We start from the raw sequence: 26,402 nt of genomic DNA on the forward strand, positions 1-26,402 counted from the left end.
ACAAGCTGCTCGTGGGTGACCGCGCACTAACGATTGTCGGCATGACATCACCCTCGATCAGCGGGCAGCGACGACGCGTGCGGTCGCATCGCCCTGCGCAAGGAATGCCAGCACGGCGGCGTTGAATTCGTTCGACCGCTCCCATTGCACCCAGTGCCCGGTATTGCTGAACAGGTAGACATCGCAATTCGGCATGCGCTTCTGGAGCGCGTACGCGCCGCTGGCCCGGTTGACCTTGTCATCCACGCCCCACAAAACGAGCGTCGGGTTGCGCACGGATGCCAGTCGCGCATCCCGCGTGAAGTCGAGATTGCTGAACTTCGGGATGCCCTTGGGGCCCAGCAAAGGCGGGCTCGCGACGACGGCCGGGTCGATGCTGGCCCGAAAGCGTTCCTCGATCATCGACTGCGGCACGAGACTGCCGTCGAACACGAGATCGCCGCGAATGAACGTCGTGAGCTTCTCGAGGCTCGGGCCATCGTCCTTGTAATAGTTCAGCAACCGTTTGAGGCCGGGCGTGGGAACCTGACGCGTCGTATTGACGCCGCCGGGGCCCATCAACACGAGCCGGCCCACCGCTTGAGGGCGCTCCAGCGCCATGCGAAGCGCACAGGCTCCGCCGAGCGAATTCCCGATGGCGTGCGCATTCGGGATCCCGAGCGCGTCCAGCATGCCGAGCATGCCTTCCGCGAGATCTCCGAATGGATCGTTGCGGTCGACGCCTTTCGTGGACTGGCCGAACCCCGGCATGTCGGGCACCAGCACCCGAAAATGGCGCGCGAGCGCGTCGATGTTCCGCGCGTAGTTCGAGAGGCCCGATGCGCCCGGGCCACCGCCATGCAGCATCAGTACGGCGGGCCCTTCGCCAGCTTCCGATAGAAAAACGTGCCGTGCGCCGACCTTGACGGTGCGTTGGCGCATTGCGTGCGTGATGGAGGGGGTGTCCATGGCGTCGACTGCTCCTGATTTCGCTAGGTGTGATTCATTGTAATGAGATTAATGTCATTATGACAATACTCTCGTTTTTACCTAGCTCCCGGTCGGGCGTCCGTAAGCCGCACCGTATAATCGGCACATGAGTGAATCCACGACCATTGATCATCGGACCCGTGTTGCTGCGCAGCGCCGCGAACGGATGCGCGCGCGGCTGATCGAAAGCGCGATGCTCGTTTTTGCCGAGAAAGGGATTGGCGCCAGTGTCATCCAGGACGTCATTGCGGCCGCCGATGTGTCGCAAGGCACCTTCTACAACTACTTCCGTACCAATGAGGAACTGCTCGAAGCGGTGACGCAGGAGCTCAACGATGAGTTGCTCCGCCTGATCGAAACGGTCGTGGGCGCCTACGAAGATCCGGCCCGGAGAATTGCGTGCGGCGTCCGGATGTTTCTGTATGCCGCACGTGCCTATCCGCTGCTTGCACGCTTCATTTCGGCAGCTGGCGTCCATGCCGTCGGCCCGAGCAGCCTGATCTACGTGTACCTGCCGGTCCACATCCAGCAAGGCCTGGCGACCGGCCGATTTCAGGGCGTGACGGTCGAGCTGGCGCTCGACATGATTGCCGGAACCGCGCTCACGACGATTCATCGATTCACCGAAAACGGTGAGGTGGCCGAATCGCCCGAACAGATCGTTGCCGCGATTCTGCGCGGCCTGGGTGTCGATGGAGAGGAAGCGCGGCGGCTCGTGCTTGACGAACTGACGCTGGTCATGCCGCCTGAAACGTCCCTGCTGGAGCGAGGGCGTGTGCGTGCGGCGAAGCAGCCCGACGCCCGGCCGTGATCGACCGCCTCACGGCACGCCATCGGGCGGAGCAGCCGATCGGGGCGACACAGGCCGGTGAGAAAGAACGCGTTGCCCGAATTCGACGCGAACGTTTCGTGCAGATGGATTGTTCGCACCAGACAGCGTCACCAACCCTGCCATCCATGCGCCACCATTCGCGGGCGCCCATTGCTTCGCGCATCCGTGGCATTCCCCGTTCGTCCTGACGGATCCACCAGCCCGTCGTACGCAGCCTGAATCGAACCGAGAGCGGCTGGACCTGACGCAAACGACGGCAGGCCACCCCGATGAACTGCCGCAATCATCGATCGCAGCGTGGGCCCGCGAACCGGAACGGCCTGCCATCGCGTACACCGGCAAAACATCGGACAGCAAGAACGGGCAAGCGATCGGCATCGCTCCACCGCTCCCATGCCGTCGTCACGTCGATTTTCCCCGCATCGCCCCCATCGTCACCCTCCGTCGCGGTCGCCGACCGACACCGAAAGCGGTTTGTCGGTGCATTCCTTGCACACGCCGGAGAATAATTTGACGGTCCCGATGGCGTCCTTAGACTGGTGCGGAGGATCCACAGAGCGCGCGACGACCTCGCGTCGCGCCACACAAGCAGGAGATGCGCATGCTCACGAAAATCGATACACACCATCACATCGTGCCGCCCGCCTACGCAGCATGGCTGGAAAGTCGCGGCATCACGGCGGGAGGTCTTCCGATCCCGCACTGGAGCGAAGAAGGGGCGCTCGATCTGATGGAAGCGGAAGGTACGGCGACGGGCATTTTCTCGGTATCGACGCCGGGGGTTCATCTTGGCGATGACATCGAGGCGCGCGAGAAAGCACGTGAGGTCAACGAATTCACCGCCTCCGTTGTCTCGCGACACCCCGGCCGCTTCGGGTTCTTCGCGACCCTGACGCTACCGGATGTCGAAGGCGCGATCGCGGAGGCAGCCTATGCGATGGATACGCTCCGTGCGGACGGCGTGGTGCTGATCAGCAGCGTACGAGGCACGTACCTCGGTGATGAATCCTGGGCGCCGCTGTTCGAAGAGCTGAACCGGCGTCAGGCAGTTGTCTTCATCCACCCTGGCGATCTACCCTGCGAGCCGGTACCCGGGATTCCCCCGTATGCGGCAGACTTTCTTCTCGACACGACTCGGGCGGCGATCAACATTGCGAAAGCCGGTTGGCTCGAACGCTTTCCCGACGTGAAATTCATCCTGTCGCACGCAGGCGGGTTTGTCCCCTACGCAGCACAGCGAATTGCGCGTGTTGTGTCGCCCGACAACAGCACCGAGGGCGGCCTGGCGCGACTCAGGCGCTACTACTTCGACACGGCGCTCTCGAGCAGCCCCTACGCGCTACCGGCGTTGCTTGCATTCGCCGATCCATCCCGGATTACGTTCGGGAGCGACTGGCCGTATGCCAACAAGGACCGGTCGGTCGATTTCACCCGGATGCTCGAAGCGTTTCCGCTGACGGAAGCGCAGCGACACGCGATTTATCGCGGTAACGCGGAACATCTGTTCCCGCGACTGGCGGTGGCGTAAGAAAAATGCTGGGGGCGCCGGATGCCGGGGCCCCCCGCTTTCTCGTGTGCGTCGACTCTCGGTCGGCAACGGATTCTTATCCGCTGCCGACGCTTCCATTCAGGTGTCGGCGCTCGCGAACCTGCCCTTCGGTTGACCTGATCGCAACGTGCGATATTTGCCGAGCGAGATGAGCAGCGCGCTTGCGATCACCAGCACGATCGGGGCGAGCCGGAGCGGTAACGCGTAGTTGCGATACAGGTCGAAGTAGCGGCCAGCCACGAGCGGGCCGACGACTGCGCCGAAACCGTAGCCCGCGAACGCGATGCCATAGTGAAGGCCGAAACGTCTCAGCCCCAGATAGGCGCGGACCAGATAGGACAGCAAGTCCCCCTCTGCCCCTATCGCGAGGCCGATGCAGGCGCACGCGAGCAGCACGGATGGCAGGGACGCTGCGTTCATGAGCAGCAGGTACCCCAACGCGCCGGCGAGCAGGAAACCCGCGCCGACCAGCGGCGCATGAAGGTAATCGATCAGCGCACCGGAAATCAGGCGCCCGATGAGTATTCCGACGCCGATCAGCGACGCGCAGTTCGCCGCCGCCCCGGGCGACAACCCGCGATCCGCCAACAGCACCGGCAAATGCGGATTGAGCGACAGCGTCGCACTCGAAGCGAGAAAAGCGACCACGACGATCGTGCCGAGCTTGACCGCCGAGAATGGCGGCTCCGCGCCGGCGAGGTCGGCAGGGCGATCGTCCCTTCGTGGCCGCGGCGCCACCTTTCGTTCCCGGATCAGCGCATAGGCAAGGAGCGAGCCCGCGAGCGACACGCACGCGCTGATCTGGTAGGCGTGGCGCCAGTGGAACGCCGCGATGAGGTGCTGGGTGACCGTTGGCGCGGCTGCCGTGCCCACACCGAGTCCGACCATCGCGCAACCCGTCGCGAGCCCGAGGCGCCGGTCGAACCACTGCGGCAGGATCGCAAGGTAGCCGAGCACCGACGTTGCGGCGCCCGACACACCGATCACCAGCGACAGCGCAATCCAGGCGCCGATGGCGCCGCTCTGCAGCCCCATGCATGCCACCGCAAGACTGAACGCGATTGCCGAGACGAGAATCACGCGGCGCACGCCAAAACGATCCATCAGCATGCCGATGAACGGACTCGCCGCAGCGAGCCCGCCCATTGACGCCGCGTAGGACATGGCCGCCTGTTCCCGCGTCCAATGAAATTCACGCAGCACGACGGGCGCGAATACGCCGGCTGTCGCATTGAATACCGGGGCATAACCCAAAGCCATGCCGATTGCTGCCCCTGCGACGATGGTGGCGAGTTGCAGCTTGCTGGGCCCACTGGCACCTGCGCCCTCTCTGGGTGCTGCGCTCATGTCCGACTCCTTGTGATGCTCGATGGGGTTGCCGGCGCGCGGCCATTTGGCCGGATGCGCCGGATAACAGGCGAATGCGAAGGCAAACAGCGGGCGTTCGATTGCGCAAACGATCGCGGCAACACCATGAGCAATCGTCAGCCACAAGACCGCGCGATCTCTCGACGTGTGCTCATACGCACCGGACTGGACGTCCGTGCCCTGCCGGTTCCATTGAGCGAAAGCCGTCAGAGACCGAACGGAACGCACGCACTCCGCGACCCGGGCAACTCGATGAACCCGGCTTCCCGGAACGTGCCGCGGCCATCACCGGCCCGCAAGAAAGAGGCGCGGCACCCGCGACAATCGCGAGTGCCGGCCCGCCTAGTTTTGCAGAAAGTCGAGCACCATGCGATTGAATGCGTCCGCATGCTCCCACTGCGCCCAGTGCCCGCATCGCCCGAATACATGCAGTTGAGCATTCGGCATGCCCCACACGAGCCGCAGGCCCACATCCATCGGCACGAAACGATCGTCGCGCCCCCAGATCACGAGCGCGGGCGACTTGATCTCGTTCAACCGGTAACCATAGTCCGGAAACTGCTTCGGATTGGCCGCCAGACTTTTCACGAAGTTCTCGAGATGATCGCGCCGCGCAAGCATGTTCTCGAGCCGCGTCTGCATCAGCTCTTCCGTCATCGTGCTCGCGTCGTAGACGAAGACGTTGAGCATCTTCTCCAGATTCTCGAGCGTCGGCTCGCGATACAGTCCCTGCAACAGCTTGATCCCTTCGGTCGGCATCGGCACGAACTGGCTCGGGCCGCCCGTGCCGCCGCCCATCAGCACCAGCTTGCCGACGCGCTCCGGATACGACAGCGCGAATGCCACCGCGCTATGCCCGCCCATCGAGTTGCCGACGAGATGTGCGCGTTCGATGCCGAGCGTATCCAGTACGCCCTTCAGCACACGCGCGTTGAGGTCGGAGCGCGAGCCGGTGCAGACGATCGAATCGCTCTTGCCCCAACCGGGACAGTCGACGAGGATCACACGGTAGCCCGCGCGAGCGAATACGTCGACGTTGCGATAAAAGTTGGCCCAGCCGCTCGCACCCGGGCCGGAACCGTGCAGCAGCACCAGCGTTTCCGCCCCTGCGCCGGTGTCGTTGTAGTGCACGCGCAGTTCCGTGCCGCCTTCCATCACGTTCACGAACCTGCTGGTCGCGGCCTCTGTATGAATCACGGTGTCAGTCATGTCGATGTCCTTCGTCAGATCGATTCGGTTCCAAGTGTGTGCGAGCCGTTGGCCGGCTCGCGCGGAGATTTCGCGACCACGGCGAGCGCACCGAGCGCCGCGATCACGATGAGCGGAATGCTCGAGATCACGAGCATCGACGCGCTCTGGCCCAACGCCAGCAGTTGCCCGGCGATCAGCGGGCCGACCATCGAACCCACACGGCCGACGGCCACCGCTGCGCCGACGCCCGTGCCGCGCACCCGCGTCGGATACGTTGCACCGGCAAGCGCATACAGCACCGATTGCGTGCCAACGAGAAACAGCCCCGCCAGCAGGCCGCCCCATGCCATCGACACGCTGCCCGTCGCGCTGGCGAGCGCCAGCAACGCAATCGCGATGCCCGCATACATGCCGACCACGACCGGCCGCTTGCCCATGCGATCCATCAGCCCTGCGATCACGATCGCGCCGACGCCGCCGCCGATGTTGAACATCATCTGCACGATGCTTGCCTGTACCGGTGTGAGGCCGCGCGAGAGCACCATCGACGGCAACCAGTTCATCAGGAAATACAGCACGATCAGCGTTCCCAGGTAGCTGATCCACAGCGCGATGGTCGTCACCGCGCGCCCGTCGCTGAAGAGCGCGCGCACGATACCGTCCTTCGACTCGCGGGTCGCAGCCTGGCTCGCCGCGACGAAGTGCGTCGACTCCTTCAGGAAGAGCGCCAGCAGCGGCAAGGTCAGCAGCGGCCCGATCCCGCCGACATAGAAAATGTGCCGCCAGCCCTCGGCGCCCGGGCTGACGATGCCGATCACGGCCGCGAGCGCCGCGCCGAACGGCATGCCGCAGTACATCGCGCCGACTGCCGTGCTGCGTTGTCCGGGCGCCGCCGCTTCCGCGCACAGCGCGATCAGGTTCGGCATCGCAGCGCCGAGACCGAGGCCCGTGAGAAAGCGCGCGACGAGCAGGCTCTGCAGATCCCACACCTGGGTCGTTGCAATCGAAAATATCCCGAACAGCGCGACCGACATCATCAGCACGCGCTTGCGGCCGATGCGATCCGCGAGCCTGCCGCCAATCGCCGCGCCCGGCAGCAGGCCGAGCGCGCCGATGCCGAATGCCCAGCCGAGCTGCGCGACCGCGAGATGAAACTCGCGTGCCATGCGCGGCGCGGCGATGCCGGTGGATTGCAGGTCGAGCCCCTCGAGGAGCGCGACCGCGAGGCACAGGCCGATGGTGATGGCGCCGCCGGCGCGCGAGGGGAAAGCCGTTGACGTTTTCAATGATGTCTCCAGGTTGAACGGTGCAGCGCTCTTCATGGCGCGTGGCATGACGGATGGTTCAGGCGCGTGCTTCGCGCTTCTTCAGATCGAGCGCAACGTCGACGATCATGTCTTCCTGACCGCCCACCATGCGTCGCTTGCCCAGTTCGACGAGAATGTCGACGGCTTTCAGGCCGTACTTCTTCGCGGCGACTTCGGAATGCCGCAGGAAGCTCGAATACACGCCCGCATAGCCCAGCGCGAGCGTTTCGCGGTCCACGCGCACCGGCCGGTCCTGCAACGGGCGCACGATATCGTCGGCCGCATCGAGCAGGCGATGGAGATCGGTGCCGTGATGCCAGCCAAGGCGCTCGGCCGCCGCGACGAACACTTCGAGAGGGGCATTGCCCGCTCCCGCCCCCATGCCCGCCAGACTCGCATCGATGCGGTCGCACCCCTCCTCGACCGCAACGATCGAGTTGGCGACGCCGAGGCTCAGGTTGTGATGGGCATGCATGCCCGTCCGGGTCTCCGGACGAAGCACCGCCTTGAGCGCCCTGAAGCGTGCCCGGATGTCGTTCATGTTCATCGCGCCGCCGGAATCGACCACGTATACGCAGGTCGCGCCGTAGCTTTCCATCTTCTTCGCTTCGGCCGCGAGGTTGTCGGGCGTGGTCATGTGGCTCATCATCAGAAAGCCGACGGTGTCCATGCCGAGGCTGCGCGCATACTCGATGTGCTGCTTCGAAATGTCCGCTTCCGTGCAATGGGTCGCGACACGGACGACACGCGCGCCCGCGTCGTACGCGGCCTTCAGATCGTGAATCGTGCCGATGCCGGGCAGCAGCAGCGTCGCGATCGTCGCGTGCTTCACCACGTCGGCGACTGCCTCGATCCACTCCAGGTCGCTGTGCGCGCCGAAGCCATAGTTGAAGCTCGAACCCTGCAGGCCATCGCCATGTGCGACCTCGATGCTGTCGACCTTCGCGTCGTCCAGCGCACGGGCGATGTCCTGCACGTTCTGAATCGAATACTGATGACGGATCGCGTGCATGCCGTCGCGCAGCGTCACGTCGGAGATATAGAGTTTCTTGTCCATGATCGAGTGCTCCTTGCTTCAGGCGTTCACAAGCGACGCGGCCATGCGCTCGGCCGTTGCCAGCGCGGCGGAAGTCATGATGTCGAGATTGCCCGCGTAGGCCGGCAGATAATGGGCCGCGCCCTCCACCTCGATGAAGATCGAGGTCTTGAGTCCGCTGAAATGGCCGAGTCCGGGGATATGCAACGGCGCAGCGGCGGGGATGTCGTCGAACTGCACGGATTGCTTCAGGCGATAGCCGGGCACATAGGCCTGGACCGCCGCGGCCATCTGGCTGACCGACGTTTCGATCAGCGCCCGGTCTGCCGCTTCGGACAGCACATAGACCGTGTCGCGCATCATGAGCGGCGGCTCGGCCGGATTGAGCACGATGATCGCCTTGCCCTTGCCGGCGCCGCCGACCGCTTCAATCGCCTTCGACGTCGTCTCCGTGAACTCGTCGATGTTGGCGCGCGTGCCGGGCCCTGCCGACTTGCTGCTGATCGATGCAACGATCTCCGCGTAATGCACCTTTGCGACCCGCGACACGGCGGCGACCATCGGGATCGTCGCCTGTCCGCCGCACGTGACCATGTTCACGTTCGGCGCATCGAGATGCGCGTCGAGGTTCACCACCGGCACACAATACGGGCCGATGGCAGCAGGCGTCAGGTCGATCACGCGAATGCCGGGCCTGAGCGTGCGCAGGAACGCGTCGTTCTTCACATGCGCGCCGGCGGACGTCGCATCGAACACGAAGTCGATCTCGTCGAATACGGGCAGGCGCGCCAGTCCTTCCACGCCTTCATGCGTCGTCGCCACGCCGAGCCTCGCGGCGCGCGCGAGGCCGTCCGAGGCCGGATCGATGCCGACCATCGCCGCGACGTCGAGATGCTTGCTGCGACGCATGATCTTGATCATCAGGTCGGTGCCGATGTTGCCGGATCCGATGATCGCCGCTTTGCACCGGGTGTTGTCTGTTGCCATGGGAATGTCTCCGTCCGTCATTCGCTGAAACTGGCGCGCACACTGCCGAGCCCTTCGATATGCGCGGTATAAGTGCCGGCCGCCTTCACCGCGACCATCGGGCCAAGCGCGCCCGTCAGCACGATGTCGCCCGCGCGCAGCGGCGTGCCGAGGCGAACCATCCGGTCCGCGAGCCACGCAGCCGCATTCAGTGGATTGCCGAGGCACGCGCCGCCATTGCCACGTGAAAGCACTTCGCCGTCCTGCGTGAGCGTCATCGCGCACGCGGTCAGTTCGATATCGCGCAGCAGGACCGGCCGGCTACCGAGCACGAACAGCGCGCTCGACGCGTTGTCCGCCACGGTGTCGAAAAACCGGATGTCCCAGTCGCGGATGCGACTGTCGACGACCTCGATCGCAGCCACCGCATACGCGGTCGCGGAGATCAGATCCGGGAACGTGTGTTTTTCGGCGGTCAGGTCGCGTTCGAGCACGAGCGCGATCTCCGCTTCGACCTTCGGCTGGATCAACGAGGCACGCGGCATCGGCTGGCTGTCGCCGTAAGCCATCGACGCGAACAACGCGCCGAAGTCCGGCTGATCGACGCCGAGTTGCTTCTGCACCGCGGGCGAAGTCAGGCCGATCTTCCTGCCGACGATCCGCTCGCCGTTCGCCTTGCGCAAGTCGTTGTTGATCTGCTGGATCGCGTAGGCGCGCGTCGCGTCGCCTTCTAGACACGTATCGCGCAACGGCGCGATCGGCCGGCGCGAGGCCCGCGCTTCACGCAGGCGCGCGGCCATCGAAACAATGCTGTTGTCATCCGACATGGCTCTATCTCCTGGAAAGGGCCCGTTCTCGCGCATGCATCGCGCCAAAGCCCGCGATCCATTCTGGAATCGCGCGGTAGTAATCGATCGATGCCGCGTATGGGCCGCTCGCCGCAAGCGCACCGAATGCGGCGACCCACGTGCGGATCTCGTGCGCGGACTTGCCCGCATCACGCGTGATCGCTTCGTTCGTGAGGCCATCTGCGGCGGTGATGTCACCGCGTTCGAGCAGCCCGAGAAACATGCGGTCCCATGCGGGATTGAGCGGATGCAGGCGGCTGTCACCCGCCGCGAATGCCTTGGCCGCCGCGACGGTGCGGGATTGCCGCGCATCGCGCGATTCCGGCGACGGGTTGCGGCCCGCAATCAACCGCTCCGCGACGACATCGTCCGCGCCCGCGATTTCCGGCACCGGCGGCTCATGCGAGATACCGCCCGAGCCGATCAGCAACACGCGCCGGTTCGTGCGCGCGACGGCACGGCCAATCGCATCGCCGAGCAGTCGTGCGCGGCGGCACGACGCCATCGGCGGCGCAACCGAGTTGATGAAGACGGGTACCACCGGATAGCGGTCGATGCCGCCCGTGAGCACCTCGAGCGCCTGCGCGCAGCCGTGATCGACCTGCATGCGATACGACACGGCGACGTCGATATCGCTGGCGAGCGTGGCATCGGCGAGCGCGAGCGCCACATCGCGCGCGACGGGCAACGGGCCGGCCGCGCTGCCGAAATCGCCGACAGCCGTCGCCCCTACGCCGATGCAGAACTGCGGCATCACGTCGTAGAAAAATCCGTTGTAGTGATCCGGCGCGAACACGATCACCAACTCCGGATCGAACGCGTCGACCCGCTCGCGCGCCGCGCGCTGCACCCGCTCGACTTCCGCGACAACTGCCGGCGCGGGATCGAAATAACCGTGCAGCGGCGTGTGCGACATGCATTCGAGATGGATCGGCATCTCAGGCTCCTGCCAGGTCGGCGGCGTGCGCGAACGTCGCGTCGCTGGCCGTCGCGCCCGTTGTCGTCGGAAGCGACAGCCTTTGTGCGAGCTGCGACACGCAATCCGATACGCATTGCGGCGAGCACATGCCCGCCACGAAGCGGTCCGGCCGCAACAGCACGACCGATTCCGGCACGCGCGCGAACCAGTCGCGCAGGCGCGAGTCGACATCGCCTATGGCGATCACGTCTTCGGGCACGTCATCGTGGAAGGCGAGCTGCGGGTCGGGCTTCGCGAGCACGAAGCATCCCCCAAGCGCGCTCCAGATGCGGCGCGCCTCGGGCGTCAGGCCGAAGGTCGGGTCCGTGCCCCAGCCCACGATCGCGAAGCGATTGCCGATCGCATCGTCGAGCCGGACGATGCTGCCATCAGCGAGACGCACGCGCGGCTGGATGAACATGCGGCCTACGGGGGTGCCCGCCTGCGCATCACGGCCATGCACCATCCGCCCGATCAGCGATTCGCGCTTCTCGCTCATCAGGCCGACCAGCCGCCCGAACGCGCCGTGCCCCCGCTTCGCGATCAGGCGCGCGAGCAGGCCTTCGGACCGCTCGCGTCGCGCCAGAAGCACGACGCCCTCTTCATAGCGCGGCATCGGCTTGAAGCGCATTTCGACGAAGTAGCGTTTCAGGGAAGGCAGCATGTCGAAACAGCGCACGAACGCGTCGCGCACTTTCGATCCGAAGAAGCTCGTCGGCGCGAAGATGTCGCCCGCGACTTCCGAGAGGTGGATCATCGAGCGCGCGTGGGCGCGCCGCTCCATCGTGTAGGTATCGAGCAGCGCGTCGTGCGCCGTGCCTTTCACGACCATCGCGAGCTTCCAGCCGAGATTGCTCGCGTCGCGAATGCCGCTGTTGTAACCCTGCCCCTGCCACACCGGCATGATGTGCGCGGCGTCCCCCGCGAGCAGGATGCGCTTCACGCGGAACGTGCTCGCGAGCCGCGCGTTGTGCGTATAGACCCGCTGACGAATGTAGTCGACCTTGTCAGGATCGTCGACAACCCCGCGCACCAACGCCGCCATGTTCTCCGGCTTCGACAGCTCCGCCTCCGTCTCCCCGGGCATCACCATGAATTCGAAGCGCCGGATGCCGTGCGGCAGCGCCGCCGACACGTAGGGGCGCCGCGCGTCGCAATGCAGATAGACATGCGGAGAGCCGATCGGATCGTTGCGCACGTCGATCACGATCCATTGATTCGGCTTCGTGCGGCCTTCGAACGGCACGTCGAGCGTGCGGCGCACCAGGCTGTTGCCGCCGTCCGCGCCGACCATGTACGCGGCGCGGATCGTCGTCTTCACGCCGTGCGCGTCGGTCGCGTCGATGGTCACCCCGCACGCGTCCTGCGCGAAGCTGTCGACGCCGTGGCCAAGCAGCGTCGACACATTGTCGAAACGCTCGAGACCGCGATACAGAATCCGATCGGCGAGCGGCTGGATGAACGCATTGCGGCGCGGCCAGCCGAACTCGTCGGTGCGCGGCTCGATCGACGCGAAGCACTTCCCTTTCAGCGTGAAGCGCATCCAGTGATTCGGCGTGGTGTGCGGAAGCAGCGCGTCGACAAGGCCGACCGACTGGAATACACGCAGTGCTTCGTCGTCGAGGCCGATGGCGCGCGGATAGTCGATGATCTGCGCGAGCTTCTCGATCACGGCGACGCGCACGCCCTGCAGGCCGAGAATGTTCGCGATCATCAGGCCGACCGGGCCTGCGCCAATGACGGCGACATCGGCGTCGATCGAACGGTGTGTCGTTTCGCGAGGATGAGCGCGGCCGTTGCCGGCCGCCGGTTCAAAGGCGGGGCGCATGCTTGTCTCCTGACTGGGCTTGTCCGATGTGCTGAACCGGCGAAGCGCCTGGCTCCCGGTCGTTCAGCTTATGAATGCAGTTTATGGACCGCCGAAAACACCCTCAACAAAATCTCCAGAATGTGCATAGAATGCACATGATTGATTTCAATGGGATTTTTGACGTGACAACCTACACCAACGTGCGCGGACTGGCGCGCGGCCTTCAGGTGCTGCGCGCGCTCAACGCGATGGAAGACGGACGCGCAACGAGTCAACAGATCGCCGATCTGACCGGCCTGCATCGCACCACGGTGCGCCGTCTGCTCGAAACGTTGATGGAGGAAGGGTTCGTGCGCCGCAGCACATCGGACGACAGCTTCCGCCTGACGCTCGCCGTGCGTTCGTTGAGCGAGGGATTCACCGATACCGAGCGCATCGCGACCGTGGCGCCGCCGATCATGGGGCAGCTACTGCAGCGCGTTGCGTGGCCATCCGATCTGACCACGCCCGATGGCGACGCGATGATCATCCGCGAGACGACGCATCGCTTCAGCCGGCTGTCGTTTCATCGCGCGATGGTCGGGCGGCGTTTGCCGATCTTGCTGACGGCGGCGGGCCGCGCCTACTTCGCGATGTGCCCCGACGAGGAGCGCGAGGACATTCTGGAACTGTTGCGCTCCGGCGCGGGCGGCGAAGAACAACAGGCGTTCGCGAGAAACGATGCGCTCGTGCGCAAGCTGATCCGGCGTGTGCACGAGGATGGTTTCGGATCGAATCACGGCGACTGGGCCGCCCAGGCGAAAATCGGTGCGGTGGCTGTCGCGATCAGTGCAGACGAACGCGTGATCGCGAGTCTCAATATCGTCTTCCTGTCGCGCGCGGTCAGTCTCGCGGACGCCACGCGCCGCTACGTGCCCGAGTTACAGAAAACGGCGATGGAAATTGCTGCGGCGTTGAAGCGGGAACCAGGGACTCCCCCTCATCAGTCGGCGTAAGCGAATCCGTAAGCGAATCCCCGGCAGCCACCCTCACTGGGGCCGCAACATCCGCTGAATGATCGTCCGCAGCATCGCGCGATGCGTGCGCGGCTTGAATCCCGGCTCGAACACGACGCGACAGACCGCCCCTTCCGCCAGCGCGAGCACCCACGTCGCGACGAGATCCGGCTTCAGGCTTCCGTCGATCTTCCCCTGCGCCACGCCGCGCTTGATCAGCGCGGCCATCCGCCCCTTCACCTGCGCCTCGTTGGCCGCGAACAGCGCGGCAACGTCCGGATTGCGCGTCGCCTCGGCCGCAGTCTCGATGCTGATGCGCGCATAGACGGGATCGCTCGACAGTTCCATCAACGCCAGCGCAATCTCCTCGATTGCCGCCAGCGCGTCGTCGGCGTCCGCATGCCGCGCGAACAACTCGGCCATCTCGCGCTGGTCGTCCTGCGCGATCGCCTCGATGATCGCCGCCTTGGTCGGGAAGTAGTGAAACAGGTTGCCGGGGCTCATGCCGGCCGCCTTGCAGATCGCGGCCGTGGACGTCGCATGGAAGCCGTCGCGCGCAAAACAGTCGATCGCGGCGTCCAGGATCTGGCGCCGCTTCGCTTCCACTCTTTCAGGATCGATCTTTCTCAACGGGAACTCCGGGCTCGACGAAGGCTCAAATATTTATTAGACTGATTAGTCGATCTATTATCATTGCGATGCACCACAGGCGTCAAGGCATCGTGCTCATGCATGGGCCGCCTGCGGCATGCGCTTACACCACCAGAGAGAGGGCCAATGAAACGCATCGCCGTTGCCGGCATCGCACTCGTCCTGTTCGCATGCGTCGCGGCCGGCGCGCTCGTGCTGCGCGGCCTGTCCGATTTCGAACTGAGGGGTGCGAACGTGTCGACGCTCGCATTCCACGCGGGCGGCGCCGACCTCGTCGGCACGCTCGCGCTGCCGGCGCACGCGCCCGATGCGCCGATCGTGCTGCTCGTGCATGGCGACGGGCCGCGCACGCGCTTCTCGGACGACGCGATGCTGCCGCTCGTCAACAGCCTGCTCGACGCCGGCATCGGTGTATTCGCGTGGGACAAGCAGGGCACCGGCCGCAGCGGCGGCGACTGGCTTGCGCAATCGATGCAGGACCGCGCGAACGAAACGATCGCCGCGATGGCGCGCGTGCGCGCCGTCGCCGGCCCCGCACACAAGATCGGCCTGCTCGGCTTCTCGCAGGGCGGCTGGGTCGTCCCGCGCGTGGCGAACGCAGTCCGGCCGGCGTTCTCGGTGATCGTCGGCGGCGCCGCCAGCTGGCGCCGGCAAGGCACCTACCTGACCCGGCAGCGACTCCTGGCAACCGGCCTGCAGCCGGATCGAATCGATGCGACACTGGCCGCCGAGCGGCGCGAGAACGACGCAATCTTCGACCGGGCGGACGTGCCGGCCGATCCGGCCCGGCGCCCGGACATCGAGCCGCGCCGCTTCGGCTTCATCGCGCGCAACTACCCGGAAGACGCGTCACAGGCGCTTGCAACCATGCAGGGGCCCGTGCTGGCCGTGTGGGGTGCGCTGGACCGCAACGTCGACCCGGTCGACGAAGCGCACACCTATGCGCACGCATTCGCGAACCGGCCCGACCGGCGCGTCGTCGTGGTGCCTGCGGCGACGCATGCGTTGCTGCGCGCCGGCTGGTTCGACTACCAGCTCGAGTCCGACTGGCCGAAGTGGAAGACCTGGCTGTACATGGCGCTCGGGCGCCACGCGTATGCACCGGGTACGCTCGGCCCGATCGAAGCGTGGATCCGGTCGCAGTGAACACGTGCGCAACCCGGCGCCGCCTCGGCTGGCGCCGCGCATGAAACAGGCATCAGGCAATACCGGTCGCGCCAACCCGCGTGGCCGCATCAAGGAGAGGTCTCAATGTATTCGTGGTTTGAACGGCGCCTGCCGACTTTCCCGCTCGAAGATCCCGTCACGCCGCCGAAGGGATTCTTCTCGTTCGTCTGGGCGTGCACGAGAGGCGCGCGCAGCTGGATCCTGCTGATCGCGCTGACGTCGGCCGCACTGGCCGCCTACGAAGCCGCGCTGTTCGCGATGATGGGGCACGTGGTCGACTGGCTGTCGACGTCGACACCGGCGGAATTCGGCGGCCGCCACTTCGGCACGCTCGCCGGCTTCGCGGCGATTCTCGCGGGCAGCGCACTGCTGATCGCGCTGCACACGATGGTCAAGCACCAGGTGCTCGCGATCAACTTCCCGATGCGGCTGCGCTGGCTGTTTCACCGGCTGATGCTCGACCAGAGCCTGTCGTTCTATGCGAACGAGTTCGCGGGCCGCGTGACGACCAAGATCATGCAGACCGCGCTCGCGGTCCGCGACGCGCTGTTCATGTCCGTCGACGTCGTGATCGGCGTCACCGCCTACCTGATCGGCATTCTCGTGCTGGCGGCCAGCTTCGACTGGCGGCTGATGATTCCGCTCGTGCTGTGGGCGCTCGGCTACGGCGCGGCGTGCGCGTACTTCGTGCCGCGCCTGGGCGCAGTCGGCAGCCGGCAGGCCGACGCACGCGCGATGATGACGGGCCGCATCACCGATGCGTATTCGAACATCACGACCGTGAAGCTGTTCTCGCACACGCGGCGGGAAGCCGACCATGCACGGCGCGCGATGGAAGCGTTCAAGGCCACCGGCGACGCGCAGATGCGCCTCGTCAGCGCGTTCGAGATCGTCAATCACCTGCTGTCGACGCTGCTGCTGATCGGCTCGGCCGGGCTCGCGCTGTATTTGTGGATGCACGGCGAGGCGAGCGCGGGCGTCGTCGCGGCCGTGATCGCCATGGCGCTGCGCCTGTCGAGCTACTCGCACTGGATCATGTGGGAGATGACCGAGCTGTTCGAGAACGTCGGCACGATCCAGGACGGCATCAACACGCTGACGAAGGTGCGCAGCGTGGTCGACGCGCCCGACGCGAAGGCGCTCGCGGTGCAGCGCGGCGGGATCGTGTTCGACAACGTGCAGTTCGCGCACGAGGACAACGATCGCGCGGTGTTCGACGGGCTGAACCTGGCGATCCGGCCGGGCGAGCGGATCGGCCTGATCGGCCGCTCCGGCGCCGGCAAGTCGACGCTCGTGAACCTGCTGCTGCGTTTTTACGACGTCGGCGGCGGCACGATCCGGATCGACGGGCAGGACATCGCGCACGTGACGCAGGACAGCCTGCGCAGCGCGATCGGGATGGTCACGCAGGACACGTCGCTGCTGCACCGCACGATGCGCGAGAACCTGCTGTACGGGCGGCCCGATGCGACCGAGCACGAGATGCAGGACGCGGCCGTGCGCGCCGAAGCGTCCGAGTTCATCGACCGGCTGCGCGACCGTCACGGGCGCAGCGGCTACGACGTCGAGGTCGGCGAGCGCGGCGTGAAGCTGTCGGGCGGCCAGCGGCAGCGCGTCGCGATCGCACGCGTGATGCTCAAGGACGCGCCGATCCTCGTGCTCGACGAAGCGACCAGCGCACTCGATTCCGAAGTCGAAGTCGCGATCCAGCGCAGCCTCGACACGCTGATGAGCGGCAAGACGGTGATCGCGATCGCACACCGGCTGTCGACGATCGCCGCGATGGACCGGCTGATCGTGCTCGACGAAGGGCGCATCGTCGAGGAAGGCACGCACCAGCAGTTGCTGCAGGCGGGCGGCATTTATGCGGCGCTGTGGGCGCACCAGAGCGGCGGGTTCCTCGGCGAAACGGCGGACGCGGAAGGCGCGGAACAGTAAGCGCGACCGCTGTGGCACCATGGCGGCACGGCGCTCGCCCGGCGGATTCGACCGCGATCGCCGGCCCGCCGGCCGGGCGCGATCGTCCGGCTCACCGTTGTCCGACGCCGATCCAGGAGCCCCCATGACCACACGACCGGATATCGCCACCGCGCTCGACGCGCCCGATTCGGTGCTCGAGGACGACGAGCAGCGATTCGTGCATCAGATTCGCCAGCACGGGTGGTTCCGCACGGAGGTGTTCTCGGAAGGAGACGCCCCGGGCTTTTCGTTCACGACCGGGCTGTGGGTCAACCACGGCTTTCCGGAAATCATCGTGTTCTCGATGCCGGCGCGCATCGTCCATGACGTGCTGTGGGACGTCTACCGGATGGTCGCGGCCGGCACGCCGCCTCCGGTCGGCGAAGTCACGGGCGCGGTCTTCGGCAACGCGAACGCGCTGCTGATGCCGGTCGAGCAAGCCCACTACGAAGCCCATCTCGGCTGGAACCGCTGGTTCTACGGCAACGACGACTTTCCGTGCGTCCAGCTGCTGTGGCCCGACCGCAACGGGGTTTTTCCGTGGCGGCCGGAAGCGGACGGCGCGTTGAATGCCGCGCAGCCGCGCCTGTTCGTCCCGGCCGACGATCGCCGCTGACCGGCGCAGCGGCGTCGCGCGGCACGCCGCGAGCGTGCCGCGCCGCCCGGCCTACAACCGCACGATCGTCGATTTCAGCTCGGTGTACTTGTCGAGCGCATGCAGCGACTTGTCGCGGCCGTTGCCCGACAGCTTGTAACCGCCGAACGGGAAGTTCAGGTCGTCGCTGCCGTCGCCGTAGCAGTTGACCCACACGGTGCCCGCCCGCAAGCGCCGCGCAACCGCATGCGCGGTCGAGAGGTTCGCCGACCATACCGCCGCCGCGAGCCCGTACTCGGTGTCGTTGGCGATGCGTACGGCTTCGTCCACGTCGTCGAACACGATCACCGACAGCACCGGCCCGAAGATCTCCTCCCGCGCAATCGCCGCATCGGGCTTCACCTCGAATACCGTCGGTTCGACATAGAACCCGCCCGTCTCCTCGCGCACCCGCCTGCCGCCCGTCACCAGACGGCCTTCGTCACGCCCGAGACCGATATACCCCATCACGCGATCGAGTTGCGCACGATCGACGATCGCACCCATCGTCACCGCCGGATCGAGCGGATGCCCGGGCGCGAAGCGGCGCGATGCGTCGACCAGCTTCGCGACGAATGCGTCCTTGATGTCGCGATGCACGAGCAGGCGCGAGCCGGCCGTGCACACTTCCCCCATGTTGAAGAAGATCGCATCGGCGGCCGCCTGCGCGGCGCGGTCGAGATCGGGGCAGTCGGGCAGCACGAGGTTCGGCGATTTGCCGCCGAGTTCGAGCCAGACGCGCTTCAGGTTCGAATGCGCGGCGCACGCCATGATCTGCTGCCCGGTGCGGGTCGACCCCGTAAACGCGATGCAGTCGACATCGCGATGCAGCGCCAGCGCCCTGCCCGGCTCCGCGCCGCCCGGCACGACGTTGAATACGCCGGCCGGGATACCGGCGTCGAATGCGAGCTGCGCGACGCGGATCGCGGTCAGCGGCGATTTCTCCGACGGTTTGAGCACCACGCTGTTGCCGGCCGCGAGCGCCGGTGCGAACTTCCACGCGGCCATCAGCAGCGGGAAAATCCACGGCACGACCGCTGCGACGACGCCAATCGGCTCGCGCGTGACGAGCCCGATCAGGTGGTGGTCGGCCGGCGCGACTTCGCCGCCGACCTTGTCGATCGCTTCCGCATACCAGTCGACGCAATGCGCGGCGGCCGGGATGTCGATCGCCGTGGTATCGGCGATCGGCTTGCCGGTGTCGAGCGTCTCGAGCAGCGCGAGTTCGTCCGCGTGCTCGCGCATCAGCGCGGCCCAGCGTTGCAGCACGGCCTTGCGGCCGCGCGGATTCGTGCCGGCCCAGGTTTGCGCATCGAATGCGCGGCGCGCCGCCGCGACCGCGTGGTCGACGTCGTCGGCCGCGCAATCGGCCACGTGCGCGAGCACGCAACCGTCGATCGGGCTCGCGCACGCGAAGGTCGCATCGGCCTGCGCGTGGCGCGCTTCGCCGTCGATGAACGCGCGTCCGTCGATCCGCAGCACGGCCGCACGGGCCTGCCAGTCTTCGAATGTCGTTTGATTCATGGGTTTCCTCGTGACGTGTCGCGTATCACGATCCGCGAACCGGATCGATCGGCGTAAAGATCCCCGCGCGCGCCTCGATCGCTTCGCCAGCGGCGAGACACAGCGCTTCCTGGAAGCGTCCGGCGACGAGCTGCACGCCGGTCGGCACGCCGTCGCGGATGCCGGTCGGCACCGACAGCCCCGGCAGCCCGAGCAGCGCGGTCGCAAGCAGCGGCCCCTGACGGTCGACGATCTCGCGCATCGCGGCGTCGCCCTGCAGGTCGGCGTCGATCGCGAACGGCCGCGCGCACGACACGGGCATCAGCAGCAGCGGATGGCGTGCGAAGAACTGCTGCCAGTCGCGCAGCAGCGCGGTGCGCCGCGCGAGGCCGTTCATGTAACCGGCGAGATCCAGCGGCGCGGCCAGGTTGCGCTGGCTCGCGAACGCGGTGCGGATCGCCGCGTCGCCGTGCTGCATGATCGCGTCGCCGAGCCCGCTGCGCGCCTCGTTGGTCACAAGGTCGAGCCACAGTTCGCACGCTTCGGCGAACCGCGGCGGCGCCGCTTCCTCGACGATGCAGCCGGCCTCTTCGAGCCAGCGCGCCGCCTGCCGGATCGCGTCGGCCACGGCAGGATCGGTCGGCACGCCAGGCAATTCGGCGCACACGGCGACGCGCGCCGGGAACGCGGCCTCGCGCGCGCCCGGTGCCACCGGCATCCACCATGCGTCGCGCGCGTCGCCGGCCGACATCGCGTCGAGCGCAAGACGCAAGTCGCCGACCGTGCGCGCGAGCGGCCCCTGCACGGACGCGAGCTGCACCGCGAGCGTGCGATCCTTCGGCTGCGTCGGGTTGTACGCGGGCACACGCCCGGTACTCGGCCGCAGCCCCGCGACACCGCATGCGTAGGCCGGATAGCGGATCGACCCGCCGAGGTCGTTGCCGTGCGCGATCGCACCGATGCCGGCGGCCACCGCCGCGGCCGCACCGCCGCTGGAGCCGCCCGGCGTCAGCGACGCATCCCACGGATTCGACGTGCGGCCGTGCAGTTCGTTGTCGGTGAACCAGCGGTACGAAAACGCCGGCGCATTGCTGCGCCCGATCACGATCGCGCCGGCCTTGCGCAGGTTCGCGGTCACCGGGCTGTCTTCCTGCGCGATCAGGTCGGAGAACGCGCGCACGCCGTTGGTCGTCGCGTGTCCGGCCGTGTCGACGTTGATCTTCACGGTCACCGGCACGCCGTGCAGCGGGCCGACCGGCGCGCCGCGCGCGATTGCTGCGTCGGCATCGGACGCGGCCTGCATTGCGCTGTCGGCCATCACGTCGACGATCGCGTTGATGACGGGGTTCACCTGCTCGAGCCGCTGCAGGCAGCTGCGCGTGAGTTCGGTTGCCGACACGTCGCGCCGTGCGACATGCGCAGCCATCTCCGCCGCGCTGAGACGCCACAATTCCTGGGTCATGAGTTGCTCCTCGTTGATCTCGATGATTGGATGGACCCGGCCGCGTCAAGCGCCCGGCTGCCCGGCTTGCGGCGCGTGCGACGCATAGATCTTGCGGCATGCCTCGACGACTTCCCACGTGCCGCGAAAACCCGGCGGAATCACGAAGCGGTCGCCCGTGCGCAGCACGCGTTCGCCGCCTTCCGCATCGCGTACGATCGCGACGCCGCTCAGCATCTCGCAATACTCCGACTCGTCGTACTCGATCGTCCAGCGGCCGGGCGTGCATGCCCAGATCCCGCAACTGAACTGGCCGCACGGGCTGATGTAGTGATGCGACAGCGTCTGCATCGGGTTGCCGTCGAGCAGCAGACCGCTCGGCACGCGGCTTTGCGTGAGCTTCGCGGGCGCCCGCATCAGGTCGACGAGATTCGTGATGTTGGTCATGTGTGCCTCCTGGGCTGAGTGTTTCGAAACGTTGCGGTGCCGCCCGGCCGGGGGAGGTCGGCCGGCGCGGGTCAAAGCAGGTCCATCGTCCGGTGCCACGCCATCGCGAGCGCCAGCATCGGCGTGCGCAACAGCCGCCCGCCCGGAAAATCGCGATGGCGAATCCGGCCGAACAGGTCGAAGCGCGCGGCCTGCGCATCGATCGCTTCCGCGATCAGCCGCCCCGCGAGGCCCGTCACGTTGACGCCGTGCCCGGAAAAGCCCTGCGCGAAATACACGGTCGGCTCCAGCCGGCCGAAATGCGGCGCGCGATTCATCGTCGCGTCGATCAGGCCGCCCCACGCGTAATCGATCCGCACGTCGGCCAGCTGCGGGAACGTCTTCAGCATGTCGCGCCGCATTGCGGCTGCCAGGTCGCGCGGCGCCTTCGTCGAGCTGCTCGCCTTGCCGCCCCACAACAGCCGGCCGTCGCGCGTGAGCCGGAAATAGTCGAGCGCCGCATTGCAGTCGCTGATCGCGGCATTCGCCGGCAGCGTCTGCGCTGCGCGTGAGTCGCCGAGCGGCTCCGTCGCGATCAGGTAGGTCGCCACCGGAATGATCTTGCGTGCAAGCGACGGCGCCAGCTGCCCGAGATACGCATTGCAGGCCAGCACCACGTAACGGGCATCCACGTGTCCGCGCGCGCACCGGACACGGTGGTACGGCGCCGCACGATCGAGCGCGAGCGCGGGCGAGTCCTCGTGGATCGTCACGCCGGCCGCGCGCGCCGCTCGCGCGAGACCGAGCGTGTAGTTCAGCGGATGCAGGTGGCCGCTGCCTTCGTCACGCAGGCCGCCGACATAACGGCCAGATGCGACGAAGCGCGGCATGTCGGCACGTTCGACGATGTCATAGCCGCGATAACCGAACCGAGCCGCCGCGGCATCGCGCCATCTGCGCAGCGCATCGAGATGGCGCGGCTTGTTCGCGGCGGTCAGGTAGCCGCCGCTCAGGTCGCAATCGATGCCGTGCCGCTCGACCCGCTGCCTGACGATGTCGACCGATTCCAGCCCCATCGCCCATACGCGCCGGACGTCGTCTTCCGGCAGAAAGGCGGAAAACGTATCGATGTCGCACGAGTACCCGGCGATCAGCTGGCCGCCGTTGCGGCCGCTCGCGCCCCAGCCGATCCTCGACGCCTCGACGACCACGACCGAATGGCCGCGCTCCGCGAGATCGAGCGCCGTGGACAGGCCCGTGAGCCCGCCGCCGATCACGCACACGTCGGCGGTCGCGGCGCCATCGAGCGACGGATGGCGGATACGGTTGTTGGCCGTCGCTGCGTAGTAGGACTGAACATGCTGCTGCTTTTCGAACTTGAGCATAGGTAAGACTCGCGAACGGCGTCGCGTCAGAACGCGTAGATGAGTTGGGTTGCGAGCAGGTCGTTCGACTTCGCATACGACCCGTCGTGACGCAGGAAGACCCGATTGCTCGCCCAGTCGTGCCGGTATTCGACCTTCACCGTCACCTGCTGGGTCGGATAGAACAGCAGGTCGAACGCGGCAGCCTGCCGCGTCGCGCCCTTGCACTCGAAGCCGACGCCGCCGTTCGCCTTCGACTGCGCGAGGCAATCCGCGTCGATGCCGAAGCCGTTGTTCGGGTCCATCCCGTTGCCGTTCAGGCCGATCGACGAGCCGCCCCCGCCGTTCTTCCGGTTCACGAGCAGGTCGTAGCGCAGCGTCGCGCCCATGCGCCCGACCACCGGCATGTTGAACTTGCGGTGCGCGAGCAGCGACAATCCGAACCACTGCGCGAGCCCGCCGTTGAACGCACCGTGCTGCTGCTGGCCGTAGTCGAGTTCCGCGTTGTACTGCGCATCGGCCACCGTATAGGTCGCGTCGGCCTCCCCGAAGAAGAACGCGCCGTACGCGCTCGGCGCGTTGCCGCCCACGCCGTAGCGCACGTTGCCGGTCGCCGGATCGACCGCGCTCACCAGCGTCTGCCGGCCGATGTTGATCGAGCCGCCGAGATCGAGCGCGCTGCCGTGCATGTAATCGACCCGCGCGGTGAAGGTCGGCACCTTGTTGCTCGTCGTAATCGGGTCGCCGAGCGCGTTGACGCCCGTCTGCGTGACCGCGCCCGCGCTGCGGAACTGCTCGTTGCCGACGAAGAATTTCCACGCCCAGTGGCCGTCCGCGCTCTGGTAGTTGATGCCGGCGCCGATCGACGAGCCCGGATCGGAGAAGTCGTACAGCAGGTTGTGCGTGAGCGTGAGCATCTGGCTCGACTGCTGGTACTCGTAGCCGCCGAAGCCGAGCACGAGCCCGCCGACGAACGACGTCGTGCCCGACAGCGGCACCGTGACGACCGCCGTGTTCACGATGTCGAGCCCGCTCGCACCGCTGCCCGTCATCATCGACAGGCCTGCGCCGCGGTTCGGCATCAGCGTGATTTCAGCGGATGGTGCGGTCGGGCCGACCCCGAAGGTCTTCTTGATGTCGAGGAACACGTCGCCGAACGTACTGTTGTAATAGGCGTACGCGTTCTCATGATTGGCGAACTGGAACGACGACGTGCCGCCGCCCCGGTTGTACACGTAGGTCGGGTCGAGATAGCCGGTCACCGACAACCCCGCGATCGGGCCCGTGCGCGCGGCATCGGTCAGCGAATCGACCTTCAGCTGCTGGTTCGCGACCTGCTGGCGGATTTCCGCCACGTCGTCGCGGGTCAGCGCGGCCGGCGCCTGCCCGTAGCCGGGCGCCGACGGGTCGGCTGCCGCTGCGGCGGATGTCGCATTCGACGCGGCCGGTGCCGCCACCGGCTTCGCGGCGAGTTGCGACTGCAGCGCGCTCATCTGCCGCTGCAACACGGCGAGCTGCTGTTGCAGCGCCCTGATCTGGTCGGCGCTCGAATTCGCGGCGGCGAGCCCCGGCAGCGCACCGGCGATCAGCGCGCAAAGCAGTTTCTTTTTCACGGAAAGTCTCCTTGTCGTTGTTCACTTCACGGGATGCGGTGCGGGCGCGGGCCGAAGCTGCGCAGCCGGCGGGCGCGCGGGCGGCATCGCGGGAGACGGCGCCGGTGCATCGAGCATGGCTTCGAGCGTGGACACCGCATGCCACGCACGCGCGTCGCGTGCCTGCTTCCGTTCGCGGGCCTGCATCGCGCGGTTCACGACGACGACGCCGATCGTCACGGCCGTGATGAACACCGTCGCGAGCGCATTCATCTCGGGATTCAGCCCCATCCGCACGCGCGAGAACACGACGAGCGGCAAGGTCGTCGAGCCGGGGCCCGACAGGAACGCGGACAGGATCACGTCGTCGATCGACACCGTGAACGCGAGCAACCAGCCGGACACCAGCGCCTGTGCGATCAGCGGCAGCGTGATCACGAAGAACACCTTCACCGGACGCGCGCCGAGATCGAGCGCGGCTTCCTCGATCGAGCGGTCGAGCTCCTTCACGCGCGACTGCACGATCACTGCGACGAACGACAGGCACAGCATCACGTGACCGATCCAGATCGTCAGCCAGCCGCGCCCGGCCGGCCAGCCGAAGGTCTGCTGCATCGCGACGAACAGCAGCAGCAGCGAGATGCCCTGGATCACTTCGGGAATCACCAGCGGCGCGTTGATCATCGCGGCATACAGCGTGAAGCCGCGAAAGCGCCCCATGCGGGCCAGCACGAAGCCGGCCCACGTGCCGATCGCGACCGACGCGGTGGCCGTCAGCAGCGCGATCTTCAGCGACAGCCACGCAGCCGTCAGCAGTTCGTCGTCGTGCAACAGCGCGCCGTACCATTTCAGCGAGAATCCCGTCCACACCGTCACGAGCTTCGACGCGTTGAACGAATAGACGACGAGACTGGCGATCGGCACGTACAGGAACAGGAAGCCCGCGCCCAGCACGCACGCCGACAGGATGCGATTCGTGCGGGTCATGGTTGTGCCTCCGCTTCGGTCTGGCTGTAATGGAGCAGCGCCATCGGCACGAGCAGCACCAGCACCATCGTCACCGTGACGGCGGACGCCATCGGCCAGTCCATGTTGTTGAAGAACTCGTCCCACATCACGCGGCCGAGCATCAGCGTGTTCGCACCGCCGAGCAGCTCGGGGATCACGTATTCGCCGACGGCCGGGATGAACACGAGCAGGCTGCCCGCGACGATGCCGTTCTTCGACAGCGGCAACGTGATGCGCCAGAACGCGGACCACGGTGTCGCGCCGAGATCGTGCGCGGCCTCGAGCAGCGTGACGTCCATCTTCACGAGGTGCGCGTACAGCGGCATCACCATGAACGGCAGGTACGAATAGACCATCCCGATGTAGACGCCCGCGTCGCTGTGATACAGGCGCAGCGGCATCGCGATCACGCCGAGCGCCGCCAGTGCGTGATTCAGCAACCCGTCGTCCTTCATGATCCCGACCCACGCATAGACGCGGATCAGGAACGACGTCCAGAACGGCAGCATCACGGCCATCATCAGCAGGTTGCGGCGCGCCGGTGCCGCACGCGCGATGCAGTACGCGATCGGGTAGCCGGCCAGCAGGCACATCAGCGTCGATGCGGCGGCCATCTTCAGCGAGCTGACGTACGTGTTCAGGTACAGGTCGTCCTGCAGCAGCAGCGCGTAATGCTTCAGCGACAGCACCAACTGCACCGTGCCGGCCTCCAGCCTGGCGAGCGCGGTGTACGGCGGGATGCCGAGCATCGGGTCGGCGAAGCTGATCTTCAGCACCAGCACGAACGGCAGCGCGAAGAACACGGCAAGCCACAGGAACGGCACGCCG

Annotated in this window: 23 protein-coding genes; 6 read left to right on the forward strand and 17 right to left on the reverse strand. The window is 66.6% G+C overall.

Annotation, left to right across the window (positions count from 1 at the left end; genetic code table 11):
* Nucleotides 1-57: 57 nt before the first annotated feature.
* On the reverse strand, nucleotides 58-948 hold the full coding sequence (locus BLA15945_RS24915) for an alpha/beta fold hydrolase (protein WP_059241159.1): 891 nt from the start codon (nucleotides 946-948) through the stop codon (nucleotides 58-60).
* A gap of 127 nt (nucleotides 949-1,075) precedes the next feature.
* On the opposite strand from BLA15945_RS24915, the gene BLA15945_RS24920 reads away from it, so the two are divergent.
* Complete coding sequence (locus BLA15945_RS24920; protein ID WP_059241158.1) at nucleotides 1,076-1,780, forward strand: TetR/AcrR family transcriptional regulator; 705 nt, start codon at nucleotides 1,076-1,078, stop codon at nucleotides 1,778-1,780.
* Nucleotides 1,781-2,402: 622 nt separating this feature from the next.
* A complete protein-coding gene (locus BLA15945_RS24925) occupies nucleotides 2,403-3,329 on the forward strand; it encodes an amidohydrolase family protein (protein ID WP_059241157.1) in 927 nt (308 codons plus the stop codon).
* 99 nt (nucleotides 3,330-3,428) lie between these two features.
* Here the strand turns inward: BLA15945_RS24925 and BLA15945_RS24930 are convergent, their stop codons facing one another.
* The 8 genes from BLA15945_RS24930 to BLA15945_RS24965 form a co-directional block, all read right to left on the reverse strand.
* A complete protein-coding gene (locus BLA15945_RS24930) occupies nucleotides 3,429-4,844 on the reverse strand; it encodes an MFS transporter (protein ID WP_226196087.1) in 1,416 nt (471 codons plus the stop codon).
* 216 nt (nucleotides 4,845-5,060) lie between these two features.
* The gene (locus tag BLA15945_RS24935; RefSeq protein ID WP_059241156.1) at nucleotides 5,061-5,927 is read right to left on the reverse strand and encodes an alpha/beta fold hydrolase; all 867 of its coding nucleotides are present in this window, start codon (nucleotides 5,925-5,927) and stop codon (nucleotides 5,061-5,063) included.
* A 14-nt stretch (nucleotides 5,928-5,941) separates the two neighbouring features.
* Entirely contained in the window at nucleotides 5,942-7,195 is a 1,254-nt protein-coding gene (gene mhpT / locus BLA15945_RS24940; protein WP_174993597.1) for a 3-(3-hydroxy-phenyl)propionate transporter MhpT, read from the reverse strand.
* Between the two features lie 58 nt (nucleotides 7,196-7,253).
* Complete coding sequence (dmpG, locus tag BLA15945_RS24945; RefSeq protein WP_320205743.1) at nucleotides 7,254-8,276, reverse strand: 4-hydroxy-2-oxovalerate aldolase; 1,023 nt, start codon at nucleotides 8,274-8,276, stop codon at nucleotides 7,254-7,256.
* Between the two features lie 15 nt (nucleotides 8,277-8,291).
* Nucleotides 8,292-9,239, reverse strand: a complete 948-nt coding sequence (locus BLA15945_RS24950) for an acetaldehyde dehydrogenase (acetylating) (protein WP_174993612.1) — start codon at nucleotides 9,237-9,239, stop codon at nucleotides 8,292-8,294.
* A 17-nt stretch (nucleotides 9,240-9,256) separates the two neighbouring features.
* The gene (gene mhpD / locus BLA15945_RS24955) at nucleotides 9,257-10,045 is read right to left on the reverse strand and encodes a 2-keto-4-pentenoate hydratase (protein ID WP_174993599.1); all 789 of its coding nucleotides are present in this window, start codon (nucleotides 10,043-10,045) and stop codon (nucleotides 9,257-9,259) included.
* Between the two features lie 4 nt (nucleotides 10,046-10,049).
* Nucleotides 10,050-11,003 carry a 3-carboxyethylcatechol 2,3-dioxygenase gene (locus BLA15945_RS24960; RefSeq protein WP_059241151.1) on the reverse strand — a complete coding sequence of 318 codons (954 nt, stop codon included), beginning with the start codon at nucleotides 11,001-11,003 and terminating at the stop codon, nucleotides 10,050-10,052.
* Nucleotide 11,004: 1 nt separating this feature from the next.
* Nucleotides 11,005-12,852 (reverse strand): bifunctional 3-(3-hydroxy-phenyl)propionate/3-hydroxycinnamic acid hydroxylase, encoded by a 1,848-nt coding sequence (locus BLA15945_RS24965; RefSeq protein WP_174993600.1) that lies wholly within the window; start codon nucleotides 12,850-12,852, stop codon nucleotides 11,005-11,007.
* Between the two features lie 164 nt (nucleotides 12,853-13,016).
* Here BLA15945_RS24965 and BLA15945_RS24970 point away from each other — a divergent pair, with 164 nt between their 5' ends.
* Nucleotides 13,017-13,829 carry a DNA-binding transcriptional regulator gene (locus BLA15945_RS24970; RefSeq protein ID WP_174993613.1) on the forward strand — a complete coding sequence of 271 codons (813 nt, stop codon included), beginning with the start codon at nucleotides 13,017-13,019 and terminating at the stop codon, nucleotides 13,827-13,829.
* 33 nt (nucleotides 13,830-13,862) lie between these two features.
* Here the strand turns inward: BLA15945_RS24970 and BLA15945_RS24975 are convergent, their stop codons facing one another.
* Entirely contained in the window at nucleotides 13,863-14,459 is a 597-nt protein-coding gene (locus BLA15945_RS24975; RefSeq protein ID WP_059241148.1) for a TetR/AcrR family transcriptional regulator, read from the reverse strand.
* Between the two features lie 147 nt (nucleotides 14,460-14,606).
* Here BLA15945_RS24975 and BLA15945_RS24980 point away from each other — a divergent pair, with 147 nt between their 5' ends.
* The 3 genes from BLA15945_RS24980 to BLA15945_RS24990 all read left to right on the forward strand — a co-directional run bounded on the left by BLA15945_RS24980 (nucleotide 14,607) and on the right by BLA15945_RS24990 (nucleotide 18,222).
* Nucleotides 14,607-15,626 (forward strand): alpha/beta hydrolase family protein, encoded by a 1,020-nt coding sequence (locus BLA15945_RS24980; protein WP_174993601.1) that lies wholly within the window; start codon nucleotides 14,607-14,609, stop codon nucleotides 15,624-15,626.
* Nucleotides 15,627-15,731: 105 nt separating this feature from the next.
* Nucleotides 15,732-17,585, forward strand: coding sequence for an ABC transporter ATP-binding protein (locus tag BLA15945_RS24985; protein WP_174993602.1), 1,854 nt, complete (start codon nucleotides 15,732-15,734; stop codon nucleotides 17,583-17,585).
* A gap of 124 nt (nucleotides 17,586-17,709) precedes the next feature.
* Nucleotides 17,710-18,222, forward strand: a complete 513-nt coding sequence (locus tag BLA15945_RS24990) for a DUF4262 domain-containing protein (protein WP_174993603.1) — start codon at nucleotides 17,710-17,712, stop codon at nucleotides 18,220-18,222.
* Nucleotides 18,223-18,273: 51 nt separating this feature from the next.
* Here the strand turns inward: BLA15945_RS24990 and BLA15945_RS24995 are convergent, their stop codons facing one another.
* The 7 genes from BLA15945_RS24995 to BLA15945_RS25025 all read right to left on the reverse strand — a co-directional run.
* Nucleotides 18,274-19,764: an aldehyde dehydrogenase gene (locus tag BLA15945_RS24995; protein ID WP_174993604.1), complete on the reverse strand. Its 1,491-nt coding sequence runs from the start codon at nucleotides 19,762-19,764 to the stop codon at nucleotides 18,274-18,276.
* Between the two features lie 25 nt (nucleotides 19,765-19,789).
* Nucleotides 19,790-21,205 (reverse strand): amidase family protein, encoded by a 1,416-nt coding sequence (locus tag BLA15945_RS25000; RefSeq protein ID WP_174993605.1) that lies wholly within the window; start codon nucleotides 21,203-21,205, stop codon nucleotides 19,790-19,792.
* A gap of 45 nt (nucleotides 21,206-21,250) precedes the next feature.
* Complete coding sequence (locus BLA15945_RS25005) at nucleotides 21,251-21,631, reverse strand: cupin domain-containing protein (protein ID WP_059241142.1); 381 nt, start codon at nucleotides 21,629-21,631, stop codon at nucleotides 21,251-21,253.
* Nucleotides 21,632-21,702: 71 nt separating this feature from the next.
* On the reverse strand, nucleotides 21,703-22,995 hold the full coding sequence (locus BLA15945_RS25010) for an NAD(P)/FAD-dependent oxidoreductase (RefSeq protein WP_174993606.1): 1,293 nt from the start codon (nucleotides 22,993-22,995) through the stop codon (nucleotides 21,703-21,705).
* A gap of 26 nt (nucleotides 22,996-23,021) precedes the next feature.
* Nucleotides 23,022-24,587 carry a DUF3138 family protein gene (locus tag BLA15945_RS25015; protein WP_174993607.1) on the reverse strand — a complete coding sequence of 522 codons (1,566 nt, stop codon included), beginning with the start codon at nucleotides 24,585-24,587 and terminating at the stop codon, nucleotides 23,022-23,024.
* Between the two features lie 21 nt (nucleotides 24,588-24,608).
* Nucleotides 24,609-25,553 (reverse strand): ABC transporter permease subunit, encoded by a 945-nt coding sequence (locus tag BLA15945_RS25020; protein ID WP_174993608.1) that lies wholly within the window; start codon nucleotides 25,551-25,553, stop codon nucleotides 24,609-24,611.
* Nucleotides 25,550-26,402 (reverse strand): ABC transporter permease subunit (locus tag BLA15945_RS25025; protein ID WP_174993609.1); only part of this gene is annotated, 853 nt, incomplete at its 5' end. The genes BLA15945_RS25020 and BLA15945_RS25025, both read right to left, overlap by 4 nt.

Source organism: Burkholderia arboris, assembly GCF_902499125.1.
GTDB classification, from domain to species: Bacteria; Pseudomonadota; Gammaproteobacteria; order Burkholderiales; family Burkholderiaceae; genus Burkholderia; species Burkholderia arboris.